Source organism: Staphylococcus sp. 17KM0847, assembly GCF_013463155.1.
Taxonomy (GTDB): Bacteria; Bacillota; Bacilli; order Staphylococcales; family Staphylococcaceae; genus Staphylococcus.
On record NZ_CP040781.1, the window covers coordinates 1,796,717 to 1,819,583 of the forward strand.

The 22,867-nt window shown below is 36.9% G+C and carries 13 protein-coding genes and 1 pseudogene; 4 read left to right on the forward strand and 10 right to left on the reverse strand.

The annotated features are described in order from the left end of the window. Entirely contained in the window at positions 1 to 984 is a 984-nt protein-coding gene (locus FGL66_RS08890) for a YeiH family protein (protein WP_180809458.1), read from the forward strand. A gap of 107 nt (positions 985 to 1,091) precedes the next feature. On the opposite strand, the gene FGL66_RS08895 is transcribed toward FGL66_RS08890, so the two are convergent. The 3 genes and pseudogenes from FGL66_RS08895 to FGL66_RS09990 all read right to left on the reverse strand — a co-directional run. Further along, on the reverse strand, positions 1,092 to 2,132 hold the full coding sequence (locus FGL66_RS08895; RefSeq protein WP_180809459.1) for a 2,3-butanediol dehydrogenase: 1,041 nt from the start codon (positions 2,130 to 2,132) through the stop codon (positions 1,092 to 1,094). A gap of 162 nt (positions 2,133 to 2,294) precedes the next feature. Then, entirely contained in the window at positions 2,295 to 7,646 is a 5,352-nt protein-coding gene (locus FGL66_RS09820; RefSeq protein WP_374757685.1) for a Rib/alpha-like domain-containing protein, read from the reverse strand. A 1,271-nt stretch (positions 7,647 to 8,917) separates the two neighbouring features. Then, positions 8,918 to 9,029: pseudogene (locus FGL66_RS09990) on the reverse strand (YSIRK-type signal peptide-containing protein); the annotation flags it as partial. A gap of 437 nt (positions 9,030 to 9,466) precedes the next feature. On the opposite strand from FGL66_RS09990, the gene FGL66_RS08905 reads away from it, so the two are divergent. The 3 genes from FGL66_RS08905 to FGL66_RS08915 all read left to right on the forward strand — a co-directional run bounded on the left by FGL66_RS08905 (position 9,467) and on the right by FGL66_RS08915 (position 14,184). Then, complete coding sequence (locus FGL66_RS08905; RefSeq protein WP_180809461.1) at positions 9,467 to 10,594, forward strand: sugar diacid recognition domain-containing protein; 1,128 nt, start codon at positions 9,467 to 9,469, stop codon at positions 10,592 to 10,594. 629 nt (positions 10,595 to 11,223) lie between these two features. Continuing rightward, entirely contained in the window at positions 11,224 to 13,248 is a 2,025-nt protein-coding gene (locus tag FGL66_RS08910; protein WP_180809462.1) for a helix-turn-helix transcriptional regulator, read from the forward strand. A 534-nt stretch (positions 13,249 to 13,782) separates the two neighbouring features. Beyond that, on the forward strand, positions 13,783 to 14,184 hold the full coding sequence (locus tag FGL66_RS08915; RefSeq protein ID WP_180809463.1) for a hypothetical protein: 402 nt from the start codon (positions 13,783 to 13,785) through the stop codon (positions 14,182 to 14,184). A 99-nt stretch (positions 14,185 to 14,283) separates the two neighbouring features. On the opposite strand, the gene FGL66_RS08920 is transcribed toward FGL66_RS08915, so the two are convergent. The 7 genes from FGL66_RS08920 to FGL66_RS08950 form a co-directional block, all read right to left on the reverse strand. Further along, positions 14,284 to 14,670 (reverse strand): NUDIX hydrolase, encoded by a 387-nt coding sequence (locus FGL66_RS08920; protein WP_180809464.1) that lies wholly within the window; start codon positions 14,668 to 14,670, stop codon positions 14,284 to 14,286. A gap of 70 nt (positions 14,671 to 14,740) precedes the next feature. Continuing rightward, positions 14,741 to 15,898 (reverse strand): FAD/NAD(P)-binding protein, encoded by a 1,158-nt coding sequence (locus FGL66_RS08925; RefSeq protein ID WP_180809465.1) that lies wholly within the window; start codon positions 15,896 to 15,898, stop codon positions 14,741 to 14,743. 275 nt (positions 15,899 to 16,173) lie between these two features. Further along, complete coding sequence (locus tag FGL66_RS08930) at positions 16,174 to 17,055, reverse strand: SDR family oxidoreductase (RefSeq protein ID WP_180809466.1); 882 nt, start codon at positions 17,053 to 17,055, stop codon at positions 16,174 to 16,176. A 102-nt stretch (positions 17,056 to 17,157) separates the two neighbouring features. Continuing rightward, entirely contained in the window at positions 17,158 to 18,306 is a 1,149-nt protein-coding gene (locus FGL66_RS08935; RefSeq protein WP_180809467.1) for a dicarboxylate/amino acid:cation symporter, read from the reverse strand. A 257-nt stretch (positions 18,307 to 18,563) separates the two neighbouring features. Beyond that, on the reverse strand, positions 18,564 to 20,537 hold the full coding sequence (locus tag FGL66_RS08940) for an Ig-like domain-containing protein (protein WP_180809468.1): 1,974 nt from the start codon (positions 20,535 to 20,537) through the stop codon (positions 18,564 to 18,566). A 367-nt stretch (positions 20,538 to 20,904) separates the two neighbouring features. Then, complete coding sequence (locus FGL66_RS08945; protein WP_180809469.1) at positions 20,905 to 22,131, reverse strand: multidrug effflux MFS transporter; 1,227 nt, start codon at positions 22,129 to 22,131, stop codon at positions 20,905 to 20,907. A 41-nt stretch (positions 22,132 to 22,172) separates the two neighbouring features. After that, complete coding sequence (locus tag FGL66_RS08950; protein WP_180809470.1) at positions 22,173 to 22,787, reverse strand: cyclase family protein; 615 nt, start codon at positions 22,785 to 22,787, stop codon at positions 22,173 to 22,175. Positions 22,788 to 22,867: the final 80 nt, after the last annotated feature.

Genomic DNA, 22,867 nt, shown 5'->3' on the forward strand with positions numbered 1-22,867 from the left:
ATGACTAAAATAAAAGGATTACTCCTCACAATGAGTATTGCAATCATATCAACATATCTTGGCAAATACTTTCCAATTGTTGGCAGTGCTGTTTTTGCAATAGTCATCGGTATGTTAATTAACAATTTATGGCGTGTACCTCAATCCTTTACACCCGGTATTCGATATAGCAGTAAAAAGATTTTGCATTACAGCATTATTACTCTCGGATTCACATTAAGCTTTCAATCCATTGGATCCATTGGGCTCAAATCCTTACCTATATTAATCTTAACGCTCTTCATCTGCTTCGGTATCGTGATATTGCTCATTAAGTTGTTAAAAATCGACACTGATACAGGTATTTTGATCGGAGTAGGTACATCGATATGCGGCGGTTCTGCCATCGCTGCAACAAGTCCTGTGATTCGCGCACGAGAAGACGTCATTGCATTAAGTTTATCTACCGTTTTTCTTTTTAATTTAGTAGGTGTTATCATCTTCCCACCCATTGGTCATCTCTTTAACATGAATCAGGAAACATTCGGCTTTTTTGCAGGGACAGCCATCAATGACACATCAAGTGTTGTCGCGGCTAGTGCGGTTTATGGGCATGAAGCATTAGAAGTTGCAACGATTGTCAAATTAACACGCACACTCTTTATCATCCCTATTACAATTGGATTGGCAATATGGATGGCTAAACATAACACGTCTCACACCCATACAACACGTTCTTGGTATAAAGCCATTCCTTCATTTATTATTTGGTTTTTAATCGCAGCACTCATCAGTTCAATCTTTCATTTTTCGACACCTATGATTACGTTATTTAAACAACTCGCACTTTTCCTCATCACAATTGCCCTTGCAGGTGTAGGATTAACTGTAAAATTTAGCCAGTTCAAACGTGCAGGACTTAAACCCGTCTTACTTGGTCTACTCACTTGGACTGCACTCATCATTGCTAGCCTCATCTTGCTTAAAATTATTGGCATGTTATAAAAACAGGGCGACAAAACCATTTGATATCAGTTTTGTCGCCCTGTCTACTAAAGTAGATTTTAGCTTGTGATATTAAGATAATCTAACGAGGATTTTAGCTTGTGATATTAAGATAATCTAACGAGGATTTTAGCTTGTGATTTATCGTTGACAAGCTGTTCAAAACCTGATGTCACAATATCATCTAATGCAATTTCATCAGTAATGACTTCCTTAACATCTAAGTTCCCCTCACTAATTAAATCGATTGTTTGTTGGAATGTCGTCGGCGTATACGCAATAGTTGATGTGAGTTTTACACCTGTGTTCGTTAACTGCATAGGATGCCATTCAATAGGATGACCAAAGATTGAAACAATCACAACTGTACCACGCGCTCTTGTTACATCAATTGATGCTTCTAATGTTGGTCCTACACCTGCAACTTCAAATGCCACATCTACACCATTTTCTGTGTGTTGTGCAACAACAGCTTTAGGGTCTTCTTTTCCGGAGTTAACTGCAAAAGTCGCACCAAGTGCTTTCGCTTTAGCAAGGCGTTCTTCTGATAAATCAAATACAAAGATTTTGCTTGCTCCAGCTGCTTTTGCGGCAATCACTGTTAACAATCCAATAGGACCTGCACCAAAAATGGCTACCGTATCTCCAAATAAGACTTCTCCTTCTTTAATCGCTTGAACAGCTACTGCAGTAGGTTCTACAAGTGCTCCTTCCTTATCTGAAACATTATCAGGCAACTTATACACGTTATCTTCTGGAGCATTCGCAAATTGTGCAAACCCTCCATCTGCTCCAAGTCCAATAAATGAATAACCATCATAAAGGTCAATGTTTTCTTCTTTTTCACGTTTTGATACAGTTGGATTTACAACGACTCGATCACCTTTTTGGTATTTTGTAACGTCTGCTCCAACTTCTTCAACAACACCTGCAAACTCGTGTCCCAAAGTGACAGGTGCTTTTTGACCTAAAAATGGATCTGGCTGTTCTGTCGAAATAAAGATAGGTCCCTCTAAGTACTCATGTAAATCTGTACCACAAATGCCTGCCCATGTGACTTTGACTTTAACCTCATTGGCTTGTAATGTCTTAGGTGCTCTTTCTTCTACACGTACATCTTTTTGACCGTACCATACTGCTGCTTTCATAACAAAACCTCCTCATTCAACTTAATTCAATATTATTCCTTTTTGAATATATTTTCAAGAAAATTAACTTTGTTAAAAATTTTTAAAAAGTTAATGTTTTAAACAAAAAAAGACCCGAGCTGATGCTCGAGTCTTATCTTGATATAAGTGTTTCACCACTTATTATTTTTCTTCATTTTCTTTACGACGTCTACCGAATAAGAATAATGAACCAAGTGCTGCAATTAAACTACCAAACAATGTTGCGTTAGCTGATTCATTACCTGTTTCTGGTAATTCTTTCGCTTTTTTACCATTGTTGTTTGTCATTGCTTTTGATGATTTCATATTTTGGTTATTTTCACTTGCTTTAGGCATTGATGTGCCACCTGTATTCGAAGATGTGTTTTGATCTTGGTTCATATCTTCTTTACCTTGATCCATATCTTCGTTATGTTCTGGTGCCATCACATCTTGATCACCTTTAACCATCACTTCAGTAGGTTCAGATGTATTTCCAGCTTCATCAGTTGCAATCACAACTAATTGATCACCGTCTTTAAGCATTGTGCCTTCTGGAACATCTACCATCCAGTTACCATCTTTGTCTACAGTACCTGTTGCTTCTTTACCATTAGGGAATTTAACAGTAATTTTAGCATGTGGTTCACCTTTACCAGATACAACTTTATCTCCTGGTTTTACAGGATTTACTGTTGGTGCGTCTGGTGCCATTGTATCTTTCACTGTAACTGTCGTTTCTTTTGATGTATTACCGTTAGCATCTTTTGCCACTGCTGTGACTTTGTCACCATCTTTCAATGTTGTACCTTCTGGTACTTTCACTGTCCAGTTGCCTTCTTTGTCTACCGGTACATCTTTTATTACTGTTCCATCTGGTAATGTAACATCTACTTTGCCATTTGGTTCTGCTGTTCCTGAGATTGTCTTATCTCCCGGTTGTACTGGATTAATCATTGGCGCATCTGGTGCCATTGTATCTGTTACTGTTACTGTCGTTTCTTTTGATGTATTGCCATTGGCATCTTTCGCCACTGCTGTGACTTTGTCGCCTTCTTTCAATGTTGTACCTTCTGGTACTTCCACTGTCCAGTTACCTTCTTTGTCTACCGGTACATCTTTTATTACTGTTCCATCTGGTAATGTAACATCTACTTTGCCATTTGGTTCTGCTGTTCCTGAGATTGTCTTATCTCCCGGTTGTACTGGATTAATCATCGGCGCATCTGGTGCCATTGTATCTGTTACTGTTACTGTCGTTTCTTTTGATGTGTTGCCATTGGCATCTTTCGCCACTGCTGTGACTTTGTCGCCTTCTTTCAATGTTGTACCTTCTGGTACTTCCACTGTCCAGTTACCTTCTTTGTCTACCGGTACATCTTTTATTACTGTTCCATCTGGTAATGTAACATCTACTTTGCCATTTGGTTCTGCTGTTCCTGAGATTGTCTTATCTCCCGGTTGTACTGGATTAATCATCGGCGCATCTGGTGCCATTGTATCTGTTACTGTTACTGTCGTTTCTTTTGATGTGTTGCCATTGGCATCTTTCGCCACTGCTGTGACTTTGTCGCCTTCTTTCAATGTTGTACCTTCTGGTACTTCCACTGTCCAGTTACCTTCTTTGTCTACCGGTACATCTTTTATTACTGTTCCATCTGGTAATGTAACATCTACTTTGCCATTTGGTTCTGCTGTTCCTGAGATTGTCTTATCTCCCGGTTGTACTGGATTAATCATTGGCGCATCTGGTGCCATTGTATCTGTTACTGTTACTGTCGTTTCTTTTGATGTATTGCCATTGGCATCTTTCGCCACTGCTGTGACTTTGTCGCCTTCTTTCAATGTTGTACCTTCTGGTACTTCCACTGTCCAGTTACCTTCTTTGTCTACCGGTACATCTTTTATTACTGTTCCATCTGGTAATGTAACATCTACTTTGCCATTTGGTTCTGCTGTTCCTGAGATTGTCTTATCTCCCGGTTGTACTGGATTAATCATCGGCGCATCTGGTGCCATTGTATCTGTTACTGTTACTGTCGTTTCTTTTGATGTGTTGCCATTGGCATCTTTCGCCACTGCTGTGACTTTGTCGCCTTCTTTCAATGTTGTACCTTCTGGTACTTCCACTGTCCAGTTACCTTCTTTGTCTACCGGTACATCTTTTATTACTGTTCCATCTGGTAATGTAACATCTACTTTGCCATTTGGTTCTGCTGTTCCTGAGATTGTCTTATCTCCCGGTTGTACTGGATTAATCATCGGCGCATCTGGTGCCATTGTATCTGTTACTGTTACTGTCGTTTCTTTTGATGTGTTGCCATTGGCATCTTTCGCCACTGCTGTGACTTTGTCGCCTTCTTTCAATGTTGTACCTTCTGGTACTTCCACTGTCCAGTTACCTTCTTTGTCTACCGGTACATCTTTTATTACTGTTCCATCTGGTAATGTAACATCTACTTTTTCATTTGGTTTTGCTGTTCCTGAGATCGCCTTATCTCCCGGTTGTACTGGATTAATCATCGGCGCATCTGGTGCCATTGTATCTGTTACTGTTACTGTTACATCTACTGTATCTTTTGATCCATCTGGATATGTTACAACAACTTTCGCTGGTTTTTCTCCTACTGTTGACGTATCCACTGGTGTTTCAAATTCTACTTTTGTTCCTTCTGGTAAGTCTTTCAAGTTACTAATTGAGTCTTCTGCTTTTGGCGTACTGCCTTTCTCTACCGCTTGATCTTGACCTTCTGGATTATACTTATCTGCATCTGTTAATTTTTCTTTTACTGTAACTTTTACATCTACTGTATCTTTTGATCCATCTGGATATGTTACAACAACTTTCGCTGGTTTTTCTCCTACTGTTGATGTATCTACTGGTGTTTCAAATTCTGCTTTTGTTCCTTCTGGTAAGTCTTTCAAGTTACTAATTGAGTCTTCTGCTTTTGGCGTGCTGCCTTTCTCTACCGCTTGATCTTGACCTTCTGGATTATACTTATCTGCATCTGTTAATTTTTCTTTTACTGTAACTTTTACATCTACTGTATCTTTTGATCCATCTGGATATGTTACAACAACTTTCGCTGGTTTTTCTCCTACTGTTGACGTATCCACTGGTGTTTCAAATTCTGCTTTTGTTTCTTCTGGTAAGTCTTTCAAGTTACTAATTGAGTCTTTTGCGTCTGGCGTACTGCCTTTCTCTACTGTTTGATCTTGACCTTCTGGATTATACTTATCTGCATCTGTTAATTTTTCTTTTACTGTAACTTTTACATCTACTGTATCTTTTGATCCATCTGGATATGTTACAACAACCTTCGCTGGTTTTTCTCCTACTGTTGACGTATCCACTGGTGTTTCAAATTCTGCTTTTGTTCCTTCTGGTAAGTCTTTCAAGTTACTAATTGAGTCTTTTGCGTCTGGCGTACTGCCTTTCTCTACTGTTTGACCTTGACCTTCTGGATTATATTTTTCCGCGTCTGTACGTGAATCTACTACGTTCACTTTCACAGGTACTTCGTCTGTTGTTCCATCTGGATATGTTACAACGACTGTCGCTGGTTTTTCTCCTTCTGTTGATGTATCCACTGGTGTTTCAAATTCTGCTTTTGTTTCTTCTGGTAAGTCTGTCAAGTTACTAATTGACTTTGTTGCGTCTGGTTTTTCACCAAGTTTTACTTCTTGATCTTGACCTTTCGGATCATATTTTTCCGCGTCTTTACGTGAATCTACTACATTCACTTTCACATCTACTTTGTCTGTTGATCCATCTGGATATGTTACAACGACTGTCGCTGGTTTTTCTCCTTCTGTTGATGTATCCACTGGTGTTTCAAATTCTGCTTTTGTTTCTTCTGGTAAGTCTGTCAAGTTACTAATTGACTTTGTTGCGTCTGGTTTTTCACCAAGTTTTACTTCTTGATCTTGACCTTTCGGATCATATTTTTCCGCGTCTTTACGTGAATCTACTACATTCACTTTCACATCTACTTTGTCTGTTGATCCATCTGGATATGTTACAACGACCGTCGCATCTTTTGCTCCTGGTGTTTTTGTATCCACTGGTGTTTCGAATTCTGCTGTTGTTCCTTTTGGTAAGTCTGTAAAGTTTTCAATTGACTCTGTTGCGTTTGGCTCTTTACCAATCTCTACTTGTTGTTCTTTACCTTTTGGATCATATTTATCTGCATTTGATTTTACAGTGAATTTTGCTTCAACGGTATCAGTTGTACCATCTTCATACGTTACAACAACTGGTACTGTAATTTCGCCTACTTGTTCTTTCGTAGGTACAAAGGTAATTTCACCTGTCATTCGGTTAATTTTAGCACCTTTAGGTACATCAGTCGCATTAGGATCGATTTGGAATGCGTTTTCTGTCGCTAATGGTACATCAGTATTTTGAACTGCTTCACCATTTTTTGTAGTAAATGTTGGTGTTGCTGTTGCTTCTTCACCTGGTGTTGCTTCTGTTGTTGGGTATGCTGGTTCATGAATAATGTTTTGATCAACAACAGCTGTAAATGAGTCTACTGCAAGTGCATCTGATAAATTCGTTGTTTTTTCGTTTGGTTGGAAGATTGCTGATGTATATATCGCATTCTTATCTAAGTCTATAGGTACTGTAATTGGTACTGAACCAATTGTACCGTCTACGTTAGAAACTTTCGTTACAGGATCACCAATTGCTTCTCCATCTTTAAACCATTGGATTTGATATTCACGTGATGGTAATAGGCCTCCTGATTTTGATTCAACAGTATCTCCCGGAATCGCATAGTTTTCTACAGAGTCATAAACTAATACATCATGCATTGGTTGTGGTGCTAATGCAGCGAAGTTTTGTTTTCTTCCGTTAGCACTTGCTAGCATTTCTGCATCGAAAATGTCACGTCCTGCATCTGCAGTTGTAAACATATTATTTTGGTAGTTATTACTCCAAATCGCATAGTCATCAATCATCGGTGAGATATACATATAATCAGAGTTGATATGACGATGTCTTTGACCGAGCGTACCATTCCATTGCATTAATGACTTATGGTTAACATCTGCGTCTGCAACTAACTGACCATATTCTTCATCTGAAGTTCTAGCACCTTTATTTTGTGCACTAACACCGTATAAACCTCTAAACGGAATATAGTATGAACCGTCTGATTCAACAGTTCCCACTACTGTTTCAGCAATATGAGAACCTTCGCCGTGCTCTGCTTGGTAAGCATTAACAATTTCTTGTTGTGCTGCTCTAAAGTCTTCTAAAGTATAACCTTTATTTTCTTCTTTCCATGTATCAAATTGACGTGTTATTTCATCGTTTACATACGATGCTACAACTTTAACACCTGTTGCGTTAACATCCCAAGAATCTTTTTTCCATGCACGAGAGTCTGAGCCACTTAGATCTCCTGTTTCGTACCATACATTACCTGAAACCTTACCATAAAGACCTTCATTTGGCCATACACCATCTGAATGGGGCGCTGTTGTCCACTGATCTTGAGGTTTCATTAACCAATCATTTTGACGTGGAACTTCTTGAAGAAGCACTTGGCCGTTAACAATACGGTTAACACCAGCTGTAAAGTCCCAAGATTCATTCGTACGACTCAAACGTGTATGGAAACCATATTTTTGGTCACCATGCTTAATAACATTGTATTTTTCTGGATCTGGATTTTCAACCCAAGTTCTCACAGCAAATTTTCCGTCACCTACTAATTGGAATGAATGTTCTTGACCTGATGGATCTACCAATTTTTTCGAAAGGTCAAACACATATGAACCGTCTGGATTCGTTGTTGTGTAATAAACTGGCGATACAAAACCTTTACCATTTACCCATTGCAAGTAGACTTTAGCATTTGCTAATGGTTCTTTTTCATTAAAGTTATTAATGTTACCGCTTCTATAAATCCACGCGTTACCTGCATAGCTTTGCTTTTGTCCTTGAGTACCTGGTGAGTAAATTGCTTCTCCTTGTGCTGCTTGTTGCAATTCACTGTCAAATGCGCGTGTTGCAGTACCAGTTGTTGCTGCACGCGTAGCAATACCTGTTACAGGTGCTGCTGTTCTTAAAAGTGATTCTTTATTTGTTAATGCATCTTCTTTACGCACCGCTGCTAATGTACCATCAGCATTATATTTACTTTGCTCATTGGCTAAGTAATCTAATAACGCTTGTTGCAATGCTTCTGGCGTTACCTCTGTTAAATTACCATTTAAATTGCTAACAATTTTATTCGCTTCTGCTTGAGTAATGTTATTTTTATTTACTAAATAATCTGCTGCTGTTTCTTGATCTTTAACCGTTTCAATATCTGGTGTTGTTGTGTCTTGTGCAGGTACTGTATCTGCAGATGTCGACTCAGAAGGTGCAGGTGTTTCAACTGTTGGTTGCACTTCAGGTTGTTCTGCTTTTGCTGGTTCTGCCGTTGCATCTGCTTCTTGGTCTCCACTTGTTGGTGTCTCTGCTGCATTTTCTTCAGGTGTAACTTCAGAAGTTGTAGATGCTGGTGACTGTTCTTCTTCTACTGCTGGTTGTTCAGGTGCTGTTTCTTCTTCAACAGGCTCTGATGTTTCTTCAGCTGCTGGTTCTGCTTTAGATTCTGCTGATTGTGCATCTTCTGTTTTTTCTGTTTTTGTGTCTGCTTGAACTTCCGCTTCAGGTGTTGATGCTTCTAGTTCATCAGTAGATTCTGCATCCACTTTGCTATCTTCAGTTGTTGCGTTTGATACTTCTTCAGCTTGTGCGTCATTGTATGCCCCAAATACTAATGTTGCACCTACTAAAATAGAAGCCGTCCCCACTGTGAATTTACGAATCGAATATTTATTTTGCTTATTCGGCAAAAAGTCTAAACGGTTCGTGTTCTTTTTGTTTTTATTAGCCATTATATTGCTCCTTTTCGAAGAGATTTATGTTCAACCCAATTTAACCCAACTATAAAAATGGCATTGAACAATACAATTAAAATGATAACATACAATTTATGTTTTAATGATGATTTATTGGATTCTATTAATTTGCAAATTGATTTAATTATTGCTTTTAGGCAATAGAAGATTGTGATAAAAGGCTCAATCATAGTGAAACAGCTATTGAGGATTATCAGACAAAAAAGATATGCTTTTGTTCAAACGCACAACAGAAACACCTGCAATATGATTTACTTATATATTAAGTTAAAAAGTATGTTATATATTAATTGACCTTAATTACATTTATATCTTATCGAACAAAATATGCACACATGCGTTTACAAGCCATGCATACGTGCTAAATATAATTATAAATGAACGATTTGCAGGATAAAGGGAGCGGGATGGAAATGCTAGATCAATATTGGGCGCAAAAAGTGACTAAAAAAGCCTCTTCAATCATTAAAGCAAGTGTACAAATTGCTAATAAATCAGGACAAATTATTGCCACTTCTAATTCTGAGAGGCTGGGAGAAGTACATCAAGCAGCACTATATTCAATTCAACGTAATCTTCCTATTGAAATAGAAGATGAAGATGTGGCTTTTTGGAGAGTGCCGTTTCCGGGTATTATCGTCCCGTTTGAATATAAAGACGATACATATGGCGCAGTTTTAGTCTCCGGTCAACCTGAGGAAATAAGACCCTATTCACGCCTACTCAAACTAACGGCTGAATTTATTGTAGAACAAGAAATTGAGCGTTCGATGAGATTTGAAGAGGCACTTTCTCGTAAACAATTATTATCAAATATTCTTTTCAATCAGCAAAAAATTCTTCAAAGCTATAATCGTAAGTATATTATCGATGCTTTGGGGTTAAACGAACCACTTGCTGTCGCCTCTATTTTTATCAATAGTACAAGTAAAATCAAAACACGTGCATTGAAAGCCTGTTTGGATAGTTGGCAACTTCAAAACGATGACATCATCGAATTAACACCTCAAGAAATCATCTTTATTTTCAAATCAAACACCAATCGTGGAACAAATGAGAAAAAACTCAAACAATTTATTACTCAAACTTTTGAACCAGACCTTGCTGAGCGAACACTTATTACACTTGGAGATTTCAACACAGGCATCCACGGACTTGTTCAGTCTTACAATGAATCTCAAGCACTGAAAAAACTGCTCACTTCCCAAGATCAACTCGAGGGCGTTTATACATACAAAGAACACGAACTCGAAATCATGTGTCAAAACATCAAAAGATTCACACCGAACAATGAAAGTGCCCTTGTTGCGAACTATAAAAAACTATTAGACTTTGGTGAAGATAAATACTTAAACGATACTGTTGAAGCTTATTTTCGCAATCACGGAAAACTCATTAAAACGGCTAATGACCTCTACATACACCGCAACACTTTAAACTACCGTATTAAAAAGATTTACGAAATCACTGGATGGGATCCCAATACAATTGACGGTATTGTCTTATTGCGTATTGCACAATATCTTTATAAAAACCATTAACCTATAATATTTCTAAAAACCTCAACCTAATCGCACCCCTTCAGGATGACGATGAGTTTTGAAACCACTTGCCGCAAGTTTTTCAAAGCTCATCTTCTTACTATGCCTTTTGAGTTCACTTATTTTATATCCGCCCAAACGCCCCCACCATATTTCTATGTCAGTATAGTATCCAATAAATACATCATTATCAAAACTGTATATTTAAACAATAATAAATTGCACACTGCATTTTCAAAACGCTTTTGTTTCAAGCTTTTACCCTGTCTAACAACGTAATACAAGTCAAATTACCATTCCACATGATATAGGCCTAATATCTATATCACAATATTTTTGACAAATAACAAAAGTTTATGTATATATAGTTTAAATGTATATATACAATGAGTCACACTTTATTTTTAGTATCAATCTATTTAAAAATTTAATAAACCTGCGTATAAAGGGTATTTTAAATAGGAGGAGACGTCTATTCACAATTAACAATAACTCAACTCGGTTAGAGATAGATTGTAATAAACTATTCTCACACCTAGTTGTTTTGCGATGTAGGACAACCAAAAACTGCTTTATCAATGATCAGTCTTACGTGCAATAAAAATATGTATTAAGGAGGAGACTGTACTTTGTTTCCAAAAATCTATTATCTTACGGAACCAATGACACACCCTGTCCGTTGTTTTGATAGTATTATTTTAGTTCTATCTCTTGACGGTAGTATCTCCATCAAAAAAGAAGGGCAACTCTATTCAGATGTTCAACTGCACTTGATTAATGAGTCTGAGCTTTATGAGATTCATTCGGATTCTGCACTACTCTTTTATATACCTAGTAGTTATTTTAAAAAAGAAAATATCAATATATTTAATGCGACATTTGTCATTCAACAACATGACGCCATTAAAGCCAACTTAGCGCTGTTATTCAATTATTTCAAGACTCATGAACATACATCAGATCACGCCAAACACCTTGTCACACATCTATTGAAAGAAATTACTCGTCATCAATTACCTCCCACTGATAAAACAAATGATATGTTAGAAGGTATTGTGACATATATTCGTGAACATCTACAAGAGCGTATCACACTAGAAACTTTATCTAAAAACTTCTATGTGTCATCGTCATATATCTCTATACTATTCAAACAGCAAATGAATATGAACTTCTATGAATACCTCACATCTTTACGCGTTGCCAAATCAATGGAAGATGTTTCGATGCATGATAAAAAAGTAAAAACTATTGCACATTTATGGCACTATCCAAGCGCCACAAACTATATTATTCACTTTAAAAAATATATCGGTATGACACCTAAAAAATATAAAACATTACCTGCAAATGCTAGAAGTTTATCTCTGCCCAATATTACATCAGATCACGATATATTGAATCGCATTGAAATCGAAACGACTGAAAAAGAGAGAGATGTGACAGTCTTTATTGATGATACAGCCATTAATGAGGCAGCATTCTCTTATTTTAATTTAGTGGACATCGGTTCATACGAAAATATAGATATGATCATTAATGAACCGATTTTTCTCTATAAAAACTTCTCAAACTACAAACTATCATCGTATATTTACATTAGTGAACCGATCGAAAATGCGATTAAAGACCAAGCACAAGAAGCACTTATCAAAATTAGGAAACTACTCAAAACAAAAATTTCTATCGCGCTTAAAATAACCGATATTAAAAGTTATTATTTCATTATAAAAGCTATTGAGGACCTTCACTTCTTAGAAAGCGAACATTCATCTGTTCCAGCTATTAGTGGTGGCAAAGTTTTATTACTACTCGATTTAAAGCAACTGGCTATCAAAGATATTCAGCGTATTAAAAAGCAAGTGTACGATATTCAAATCTCGACAGCTTTAGATATTACGGACGACTATATTGCATCTCATCCTATTGATGAACAAGTGCATTCACTCCATACCGACTTCTACACCATAGATTTTAAAAAGATTAGAAATCATTATCGCAATGCAAAGATACACATACCATTCAAAGCTATGCAATCATCTTTGTACCAATTTTTAGATCAAAACACGCAATCAAACCAGATGATTTTCTTAAATTATAATGATTTTTATACACCTGAAATTTTAAGTAATATGGGATTATTTTTAAAAGAATCTCTAGAAGGTCAACCTTATCTCGCAGGTGCAACCATTGACTTTACACAGCCACCTTCATCAACATACGATATTGCTATATTTGATAGTATTGAAAATAAAACACCCTTCTTCTTTTTAGGCATCATGTTGCTCAACTTTTCAAAATATCCATGTTGTTATGGAGAACATCATATTATTACGCGCTCCTTACACAGTTATAATATTCTTTTATATAATACAGAGCACTATGCGCGTAATTTTTATATTACATTGTCTGATCATGCTGTATCGTCACAAGTTCTACTTTCCACAGAAACACTGAACAATAAGTATGGTGATGTAGATAGTATGATTGACAAACGTATTACTGATAAAAGTCATTTTCCAAATTCATTAAAATATAAGTTAAGCCAGTATAATAGTCCACACTTGAATGTAGATCAGCATGATTTTAGTGAAGGCCCTTATGTGACACATGTCCCTCCGATGTCTGTTGCGATGATTACCATCTATCAGTAAGGTCACTATGCACTAGAGGAAAACTGCAACATATTAAAATTGGCTCAAACAAGAGCGTACATATCTATAAATCCCATTAAGTGTCTGAAGTGAAATTGTTTTTTAACAACCTTTTCACTTCAAGTCACACTTACTAAAGGCGTTAGATTAAAAGGTTTTAAATGTTTTCTGTGCTTTCATAAAGATTTTCAAAATATCTTATGTCTGTTATTCTCAATTCGCGAATCTTCATTCTCATATAACAGATAATATTTTAAAGTTTTAAAAATTTTATATTCTACACAACATAAAACCTAGATATCTTTGTATACAAGGAACAAAGAAATATTTCGAATTTATGAAGATGTTTATCTTTTGTTCAAACGCACAATGATTATATATTTTGTGTTTTCTCACTTTATAATTAGTGTAAATTTAAAAAGGCTTATACATCAATATATAGATATGGTGTAAAACTCAACTTGCTTAATCAATTTTTCAGTAATTGTGATTTTTATCTTTCTATTCGCTATAATAATGACCAGGAGCGATAACATGAAAAAAATAACTGAAAAACTATATCTATTATTCGAACGTCTTGGTCATCGTATCATGACTTGCTTTTTTATTGTAGGTGCTGTTGTGGCTATATTGTTTATCAGTATGGCTACTATTATCCCTGAATTGAACCGTCATGTATATGAAGGAGAAATTATTGAAAAGTATCATGAAAATCATACTTTCACAACTGGCACAGTACGTTATATCGTCGTCAAAAATCAAGAGACAACAATAACGATTGAAAATAGTGACATTCTCTTGCATGGCAAGTTAAATAGTAAAGCTATTCACAAAGACTTACGAGAGGGTCAACATGTCAAAGTCTATACGATTGGTTTCGACTCTCCAAGTTGGGGGATGTATCCAAACTTGTACCGTATTGAGTTGAAACGATAAAAGCCCTCAAATTAAAAGGACGAGATGAACAAGGCGTTGAACACCCTATCTCGTCCTTTCTTCTTTTAAAGTTTTATAATATACACTAGATACACATTGTCATATTTTTTCTATTTCCTCTATCCATTTTATGACAGCAGGTGCCATTCTTTCTTTATCTTCAAAGTGTATCCACTCTATATCTGTGATTTCCGCATGAATTTCTACATCAGACCAGTCAATCGGTATTTTAGTACGAAAACCATTGAGTTCTGTTAATGTATTTTGTTGTGGATAAGCTGGGCCTACAACTTTTCCTATGTATTCCACATCATCTGTGGTCAGTTCAATATGGAGCTCCTCAAAAACTTCACGTATCAGTGCTTCTTCTAATGTTTCTCCTCGTTCAATTTTCCCACCTGGAAAGTAGTATTTTTTTCGATTTCTTACCTGTACCAGTCTAAGATAATCTCCTTGCTTTATGACCAAACAAACACAACGTATCATTATCAGCCCTCCAACCTATTATTCTTTTTGACAATAGGTTATCACAATTTGCATATATTGTTTAAACGTTTTACATTGCTATTTCTTTGGTAGATTGAGACTGAAGATAAACTTCTCCAATGCGTTGTGCAGCCATACGTCCACCCATAATATTACGTGCAAAAGGCCCCAACTCCAAGTCGGCAAGCATACCTGAAACAAAAACATTAGGTATCCATTCTAGTGCTTCACTAATCACCGGATAACCCGAAACCATTGACGCATCATATTGAGATATAATGCTTTGAATCAATGGTTGTTCCATCAAGTCCATCACAAAACCTGTCGCTAAGTAAACACCATCATAATGAATAGATGTATCATCCGTAACAATATGATGCTCTACCACTTCATGAATAGGTGTATGATGAATCACAAGATCTCCTTGGTCTACTGCTCTCATCAATTTTGTATACATTTCTTTCGGCATAGAGCCTTTATGACGTTCTGCTTTGTTAACTTCTACACGCTTTGCCAAATCTTTTTCTTGATGAAAGGCACGCATGTTTTTCGGTCCTAACCATCCGGGATCAGCATCAAAATCAAAGACTTCTAGTTCTTTTTTCGTCCACAAATGTAGAGGTGTATTCCTTTTTTCAGATAGTAATTTCAATGTTAAATGCGCTGCTGATATACCGCTTCCTACAATGTGTGAAACATTCATCTTATCGCTTATATCGAATTGATGAATATGTTCGACATCGGGTTGATTTTTAAATATTTCTGGAATATATGGTGTTTCATGCGTCCCCATCGCTAGTACCACATGACGCGTTTGTACGACTTCACCATTATCCAATGTCACACACCAATGCCCATCATTTTCATATATATCAATTGCTCGTTGACATATATGACATTGTTCTAAATCATATTGTTCAATCCAATACGCTGTATGATCAAAAAACATATCTAACCTTGGACGTTGATAGTGACCAATCATCGCTTGTGTATACTGTTCACGTTTGGCAAACTTCTTTAAGTCAAAAGGCTCAGGGTAACAATGATGTACAAGTGGCGAACGCAAATAAGGCATACTGAGTCGTGTTGTTTGTGTCCTAAAGTGTGCCATAAGTTCACCATGAGCATCAACAATACATAATTCCTTCGTAGATAATCCTAAATAACGTAACTGTAATGCAATGGTGGTAGCATGGACACCGCCACCAACAATAAGCCATTCATACATAGATATTCCTCTCCCTGTCATAAATCGTAATAGTTACGCTTTATGATAGTCGATACTCATTTGAAATGCAAGTCTATAACTATAACTACTCATAATGTAATGAAGGCTCATTTATTCATCTTTTCTATAAACTACTTTATGGCGTCCATTCGTATATTGGATAGTGGGTACTTTTATATGAAAAATAAAAAAGTGGAACAGAAGCCTTAGTAATCGAAAAGACTTCATTGTTCCACTCTATAATCATCATATTTTCAAAATTGAGTTTATATCATTTACACAACCGGTGCGCCACCCGTTACACCATATACTTGTCCCGTAATAAAACTGCCATTTTCAGATGCAAGCAATACATAAACATCTGCCAATTCTACAGGTTGACCTGCACGTTGTAAAGGTTGATTTTTTCCAAAGTTTGGAATGCGTTCTTGAGGCTGTCCACCACAAATTTGTAGAGGTGTCCAAACAGGTCCTGGTGCTACTGCATTAACACGAATACCTTTTGGGCCTAACTGTGCCGCAAGTCCTTTAGCAAGCGAAACATTACATGATTTGGTCATAGCATAATCTAATAAGTGTGGGCTTGGTTTTACAGCTTGAATCGAGGATGTCAAAATAATGCTCGCTCCAGCCTCTAAATAATTTAATGCTTCTTGAATTGAATACACTGTTGAAAATACATTGACCTCAAACGTGTCCGTAAGCTGTTTTGGATCAAGTTGTTGAATATCATACTCGAACTGCTGCATCCCTGCATTTAAGACAAGAATATCAAGACCTCCCAACTTTTCATATGCATCTTTAACCATCTGACGTGCATAGTCTGCATCACGTAAGTCTCCCGGTAATAAAACAGCTTTTTGCCCCGCAGATTCAATAACTTGTTTAACCTCTTCCGCATCAGCTACTTCATCAGGATGATATGCAATCGCAACATCTGCACCTTCTTTAGCATATGCTATGGCTGCTGCACGACCAATTCCAGAGTCACCTCCTGTAACAAGCGCCTTTTTACCTACTAACTTCTCCGCGCCTCGATAACTTTCTTCACCACAATCTGGAATCGGTGTCATCTCTTTTTGGATACCCGGGTAAGGCTGCGGTTGTTGTTCATATGCGTCATTAAAATATTGTGTTAATGGATTTTGATTACTCATTTTACCCCTCTTTTCATAAAAGTCACTCTATAACTTCAAACTATCAAAAAAACTCAGAAAAACAAAACAACTTGCTTTTCTGAGTTTAAATGCATATATTCACTATTCGATATATTTTTTACCTAAACGATCAACAATCGCTGAAATTGCACCGTCTCCTGTTACATTCGTTGCTGTACCAAAACTATCTTGAGCCATATAAAGTGCAATCATTAAACCTATTGCCGCTTCATTAAAGCCTAAAATAGATCCTAAGATACCACTCGCTGCCATAACAGAGCCACCTGGAACACCCGGTGCAGCTATCATAATAATGCCTAGCATAAAGATAAACCCTATCATTGTCGGAATGCTTACAAGTGATAAACTTGGTAAAACAATCATGGCTGCTATTGAACAACTCACTAATGTAATCGTTGATCCTGATAAATGAATTGTCGCCAGTAACGGTACCGCAAAGTCTGCAACCCCAGGTGTCACACCGTTTTTCTTTGCTTGTTTCAACGTTACCGGTATTGTCGCCGCACTACTCATTGTGCCTAACGCTGTAAAATACGAAGGCAACATCGTTTTAATCATAACAAGTGGACTTTTTTTGTTTAATACCGCTGCTATGACATATAGCACTGTTAGCCATATCCAGTGCATAGCAATTGCAATTAACAATACAATACCAAAAACTTTTAAAATACTTACAACTGTACCTTGTGCTGTCATTTCTGCAAAAATTGTCGCAATGTAAAATGGTAAAAATGGAATAATAATTTTTTCAATTAATACTTCAACTATACGTTGCCCTTCATCAATAAACTTAATCACTGTATAAGCCTGTACTTTGTGCGCGATAATACCAAATGCAAATGCCGTAATTAATGCTGTAAGTACACCCATCAATGGATCAAATTCAAATGAAAAAAATGCTGGAATTTCTGGTGCTTCTCCCGGTACTTTGCCACCAGACGCAATCGTCGGCATAAAGGTATACGCTACTGTCAATGCCATTAATCCTGCTAAAATCGTCGATGTGTATGCCACACCAACAGTCATTCCCACTAATTTGCCTGAGCCTTTGCCAAGTGATGTAATGCCTGAAGCAATAAAGAAAAAGATAATTAATGGAATAATATAGTTAATAATTTGACCAAAAACACCTTTAACTGTTACGAGAACTCTATTTATAACTTCAACATCTAGCATGCCAATTAAAATCCCTGCTACAATCCCCAGTATTAACTTCCCAATTAACTTCATCGCTCGATAACCTCCCAAAACATATGCAATCTCAATGGCGCACCTCAATTACTAAGCGCTTGCGTATTATTGTGCATTAAATATTTAAAAAAGGCAATATATATTTTGATGAAATTTTCAAACTTTTAAGATATATTAAATACTATTCATAGATAATATGATTCCACTCAAAAATCATTGTGCGATTGGTATAGACATACAAAAGTCGAGATCATATACAGTGGTACACACTATATGACCTCGACGCCGCTTGTATATTAAGATGTCGATACAATACGTTTCTTTTTCACTTTTGTAAGCATCAATCGCGATTTATTGCCTGCTGTGTCTACAACTTTTATTCCTAATACATCTCCTCGCTTAAGTACAATATCTTCAGGCAGTTTAACTCTCCATCCTCCATTCTTACTGACCTTCCCTTTAATTTTTTTACCGTCAGCAAATACTAAGGTAAAGGTACTACGCTTTTCCCCGTATCCCTTCAACACCTTATCTCCTTCTTCTACTCTATAAATTTTAGGGTCTTTAGGTGCAATCGTATCTGCTACATTCATCGTTATTTCTCTCGACTTTACTCCAAAATTATTTTCAATATGAACAGTAACTTGATTTCCATGACATAAAGTTCTCCCCGTAGGTACTCTCACTTGCCATGTTCCATCTGCTTGAACAGTTCTTTTAATTTTTAAGTACTCAGCAAATGTAACACAAACCGTTTGCCCGGGTGCAGCTGTTCCTGTTATCACTTTCGTTCCAGCCTCTATATGATTAACATCGGGAGGCTGCGGAATCCCTTCACCTTGCGCATATACAGTCAGCACTTCTGAATGATTACCAGACGAGTCTGTCGCTTCTACTCGTACAGTGTCTCCGTGGTGCAATATCATTTCAGAGGGCAACACGATTTGCCACGTCCCATCCATTTGTACTTTTGTTAATAAATATTCACCATTAGGCAATGATATTTTTACCTTGCTTCCTCGCTCTGCCGTCCCCGACAATTGACTTGTATTTGTTGAGACGGGGTTAATATGTGGTATATCTGGTGGTATCGTGTCTACAATTCTTGCTATGGTAATAGGTGAATAATTTCGCGCTAAATCCATTTCTTCAACTAATATTTCGCTACCTGCTGAGAAATTTTCAGCATTTGGTATTCCGAGCATCCACGTCAATGTTCGTCCAATTTGTGTGAATACTGTAGTACCATCTGGCAGAAGCGCAACGATATAGTTTTTATATTTACTTCCCGTTCCCCGTAATATGTTCGTACCATATTCCATATTTTTAACACCCGGTTGTCGAGGCTTAATTGTATCTCCTACTTGTTTAACAACCTCTGTCGAAACATTATTCGATTGATCTACGACTACAACAGAAATACGTTCTTCAAATTCAAAAGGAACCGTCTGTGGTACTTCTAATGACCATAAACCTTCTTCATCAACATTTGTCTCTACAACTTGACCATTACTGAAGGTAACACGAACCGTCGTATTTTTCTCAGCTATTCCAGACACTATACGCTCATCTACCTCTAATGCATTTATTCTTGGAAATGGTGGTGCAATCGTATCAATCACTGCTTTTCTTACTCTCTTAGAGTCCGCATATCCTTCTTTCTTCGCATATATTTGAACGACATCTCCTACATAAAGTGTGTCCAACGCATTAATACTCCAATGACCAGATGTATCTGACACTGTGGTTAACTTATTGCCAGATGGTAACATGACAACAACTTGACTTCCTTCTAAAGTTGAACCTTCTATATTTTGAAAGTTATACTGTATTGCTTCAACATGAGGGTTTGGCACACTATCCTTAACATTAGTACTCTGTGTTTCTTCTCTTTTTCGTAACTGCTGCGTTACGGATGCTGTATTTATACGCTCGCTTGGTTCATTCTTTCTATATTCATTACTTGTATCAATCTGATTGATACGATTCTCCACTTTATACGTTGTTTCGAATGGTTGTTGAATATTTCCTTGCTGTCTATTTTCTGAAATTGTCTCTGCTTTAACCTCTGTGACTGATTCGTTTTTTTGTTGCTCAAACTGACTTTGTTCATTACTAGATTGTTCTTCTATCCTCTCTTGCGCCTGTGCGACATTACTTGTACATACAAAAACACCTAAAAACAGCACAGCTGAACGCATAAAACACTTGCACACATGGGTTGGATTACATCTTGATCCCTTCAACGTCACTTGTACTTTACTATCCATCGTGGTCACACCCTTCTTAATATCCATACAGATATTGGTTAACCTTATCGTATCAGATAGTCAATTAGATATAAATATAAACTTAATTTATTTTTAAATACAGTTGGCGTTTTTGTCTATTTTATTACAAATCGGATGTTTATCATTTATGGGGCAGGAAGTGTAAATATCAGAATAGAGGGGAAACTTATCAAAGAATCAAACATTTCATATCATGACATTAAAATCTGTATGACTAGAGGATAAAAGACGTTGAAAATATGTAATTGGATTGAAAATGACACTCTATCATCCTTTTCAATCCAATCCTCTTCCCATAATAGCAATCATCTCTTTTGCCATTTAAGTATATTGTCTATAACACACATTATTGTGCATTTTGTTCTATCACTGGCTTCAATAAAATACGTGTTAAACTCATAAGTACAACTAAAAGAATGATCGTTGTTCCAAGTACAATACTGTATGGCATCACACTTTCAGGACCTTGAATACCAATTAACGGTGCTACTGAACTACCAAGTACAAACTGAAAAAGCCCTAATAAGCTTGATGCACTACCACTCCCCCCTGTACGTGCCTGCATCGCTAGAGAAAAAGCCAATGGCCCAATAGCTGTTACAGGAGGCACACACAACATAAAACCAAAAATAAGGACAGGTAACGGCAAATGGAAAACCAGCGTTACAATCACTACTATTGCACCTACCATTTGTACAATGATAAAGCCTGCCAAAATGTTTAACTGATTAAAAAAGCGTAATAGAATATTCGATATCTGACTTGAGATAATCAAGCCAATGCCTGTTAATACCATGAGCATACTGAAATTTTGTGGTGATAGACCATAAACATTCTGTGTAATAAATGGTGCACCCGCACCATAACTAAAAATCATAATGTAAGTCACACCTTGTAAAAACATCGGTACTAAAAAGCGTGGTGTCTTTAGCAACAGTCCAAAGTCTTTAAAGATAGCCTTAAAGTTATCATGTGTTTGATGTGTCGCATTTAACGTTTTCATTTTGGGATGGGTTAAAACAGCTAGAAACATTAATGTACCAATTGCTGCAAGCGCTACAAATACACCTCTCCATACTGCCACTGTTAAAATAAAAGCACTGACTAAAGGCGCTAATATCGATATAATACCATTGACCACCATAAGCGCCGTAAAAAAGCGACTCAATATTTCACCTTGATACAATTCACCCACTGTTGCACGTGCAATAACAATCGCACCGCCACCTGCAAGCCCCTGAACAAGACGTGCAATAATAAACAAACTAATATGACTACTCAGTGCACTTGCAATCGATGCCATAACAACCAATGCTAGTATTGTAAGTGCCAATGTTTTACGTGGCACACGATCTGCAATGACCCCAAAAATAAACTGGCCAAATGCAATACCAATCATTGCAATTGAGAGTGTCAATTGCACCTGTGACGTAGACGTTCCTAGATCTTGTTGTACAAGTGGCAACGCCGGACTATACATATCTGATAGTAGCGGACCAAATGCTGTCATCGCACCTAATAAAATAATAAAAGATAGATGAGATATATCTACCTTTGCTCTTGTTTTTGTCATTATTCATTCCCCATACCTTTCAATATAATTCATTGTATTTTTTATTTTTGAGCTACAACAGCACGTATATATGCTGCTTCAGCTCCTCTTACTTTTATAGGTAAGCCGATAAATCGATAATATCCAGATGAAATCGCATTCAAGCATAAATTCTCAATATGATATATCTCGTGTTGTGCCAGTCGATGGTGATTGTCTAACGTCTCAGAATTCAGAACATCAACAGACGGCACATCAACGCCAATCACCTCAATACCACACGATGCTAAATAATCAATCGCCTCTGCCGTTAATACTGTAATAGCTTTAGGCAAATGCTTAGGATCGGCTTTTTGTTGCGTTTTGAACAGTATAATCTTTCCTCTAATATCGTGACGTTTTAAGTCTGCCATAGTAATGGATTGATGATCCAAAAATGTTAAAACTGTTGCATCCCCTATTAAACGCTGAATATCTAATTGTTCAACCGTGATTCCAGCATCATCAATATGTTTAGGCGTATCAATATGCGTACCAATATGATTACTACCAGAGATCTCACCAACATTCGCCACACCATTTTCTTGTTTAGTCGTAAAATATCGACACATAAATGCTGGATCTCCCGGCCATGGTGCTACTTCTTCGGACAATGTATGCGTAATATCAATCCACATCTTACATCACTCCCCTTATCAGCTACTTTATTATAAGCCTAATCGCCACAGCATCAGATTACAACATAAAATTTCAATAC

Bases quoted from the DNA above. Each gene is read 5' to 3' on its own strand.
- FGL66_RS08890 (WP_180809458.1), top strand. From the start codon at position 1: ATGACTAAAATAAAAGGATTACTCCTCACAATGAGTATTGCAATCATA.
- FGL66_RS08895 (WP_180809459.1), bottom strand. From the start codon at position 2,132: ATGAAAGCAGCAGTATGGTACGGTCAAAAAGATGTACGTGTAGAAGAA.
- FGL66_RS09820 (WP_374757685.1), bottom strand. From the start codon at position 7,646: ATGAAACCTCAAGATCAGTGGACAACAGCGCCCCATTCAGATGGTGTA.
- FGL66_RS08905 (WP_180809461.1), top strand. From the start codon at position 9,467: ATGCTAGATCAATATTGGGCGCAAAAAGTGACTAAAAAAGCCTCTTCA.
- FGL66_RS08915 (WP_180809463.1), top strand. From the start codon at position 13,783: ATGAAAAAAATAACTGAAAAACTATATCTATTATTCGAACGTCTTGGT.
- FGL66_RS08920 (WP_180809464.1), bottom strand. From the start codon at position 14,670: ATGATACGTTGTGTTTGTTTGGTCATAAAGCAAGGAGATTATCTTAGA.
- FGL66_RS08925 (WP_180809465.1), bottom strand. From the start codon at position 15,898: ATGTATGAATGGCTTATTGTTGGTGGCGGTGTCCATGCTACCACCATT.
- FGL66_RS08930 (WP_180809466.1), bottom strand. From the start codon at position 17,055: ATGAGTAATCAAAATCCATTAACACAATATTTTAATGACGCATATGAA.
- FGL66_RS08935 (WP_180809467.1), bottom strand. From the start codon at position 18,306: ATGAAGTTAATTGGGAAGTTAATACTGGGGATTGTAGCAGGGATTTTA.
- FGL66_RS08940 (WP_180809468.1), bottom strand. From the start codon at position 20,537: ATGGATAGTAAAGTACAAGTGACGTTGAAGGGATCAAGATGTAATCCA.
- FGL66_RS08945 (WP_180809469.1), bottom strand. From the start codon at position 22,131: ATGACAAAAACAAGAGCAAAGGTAGATATATCTCATCTATCTTTTATT.
- FGL66_RS08950 (WP_180809470.1), bottom strand. From the start codon at position 22,787: ATGTGGATTGATATTACGCATACATTGTCCGAAGAAGTAGCACCATGG.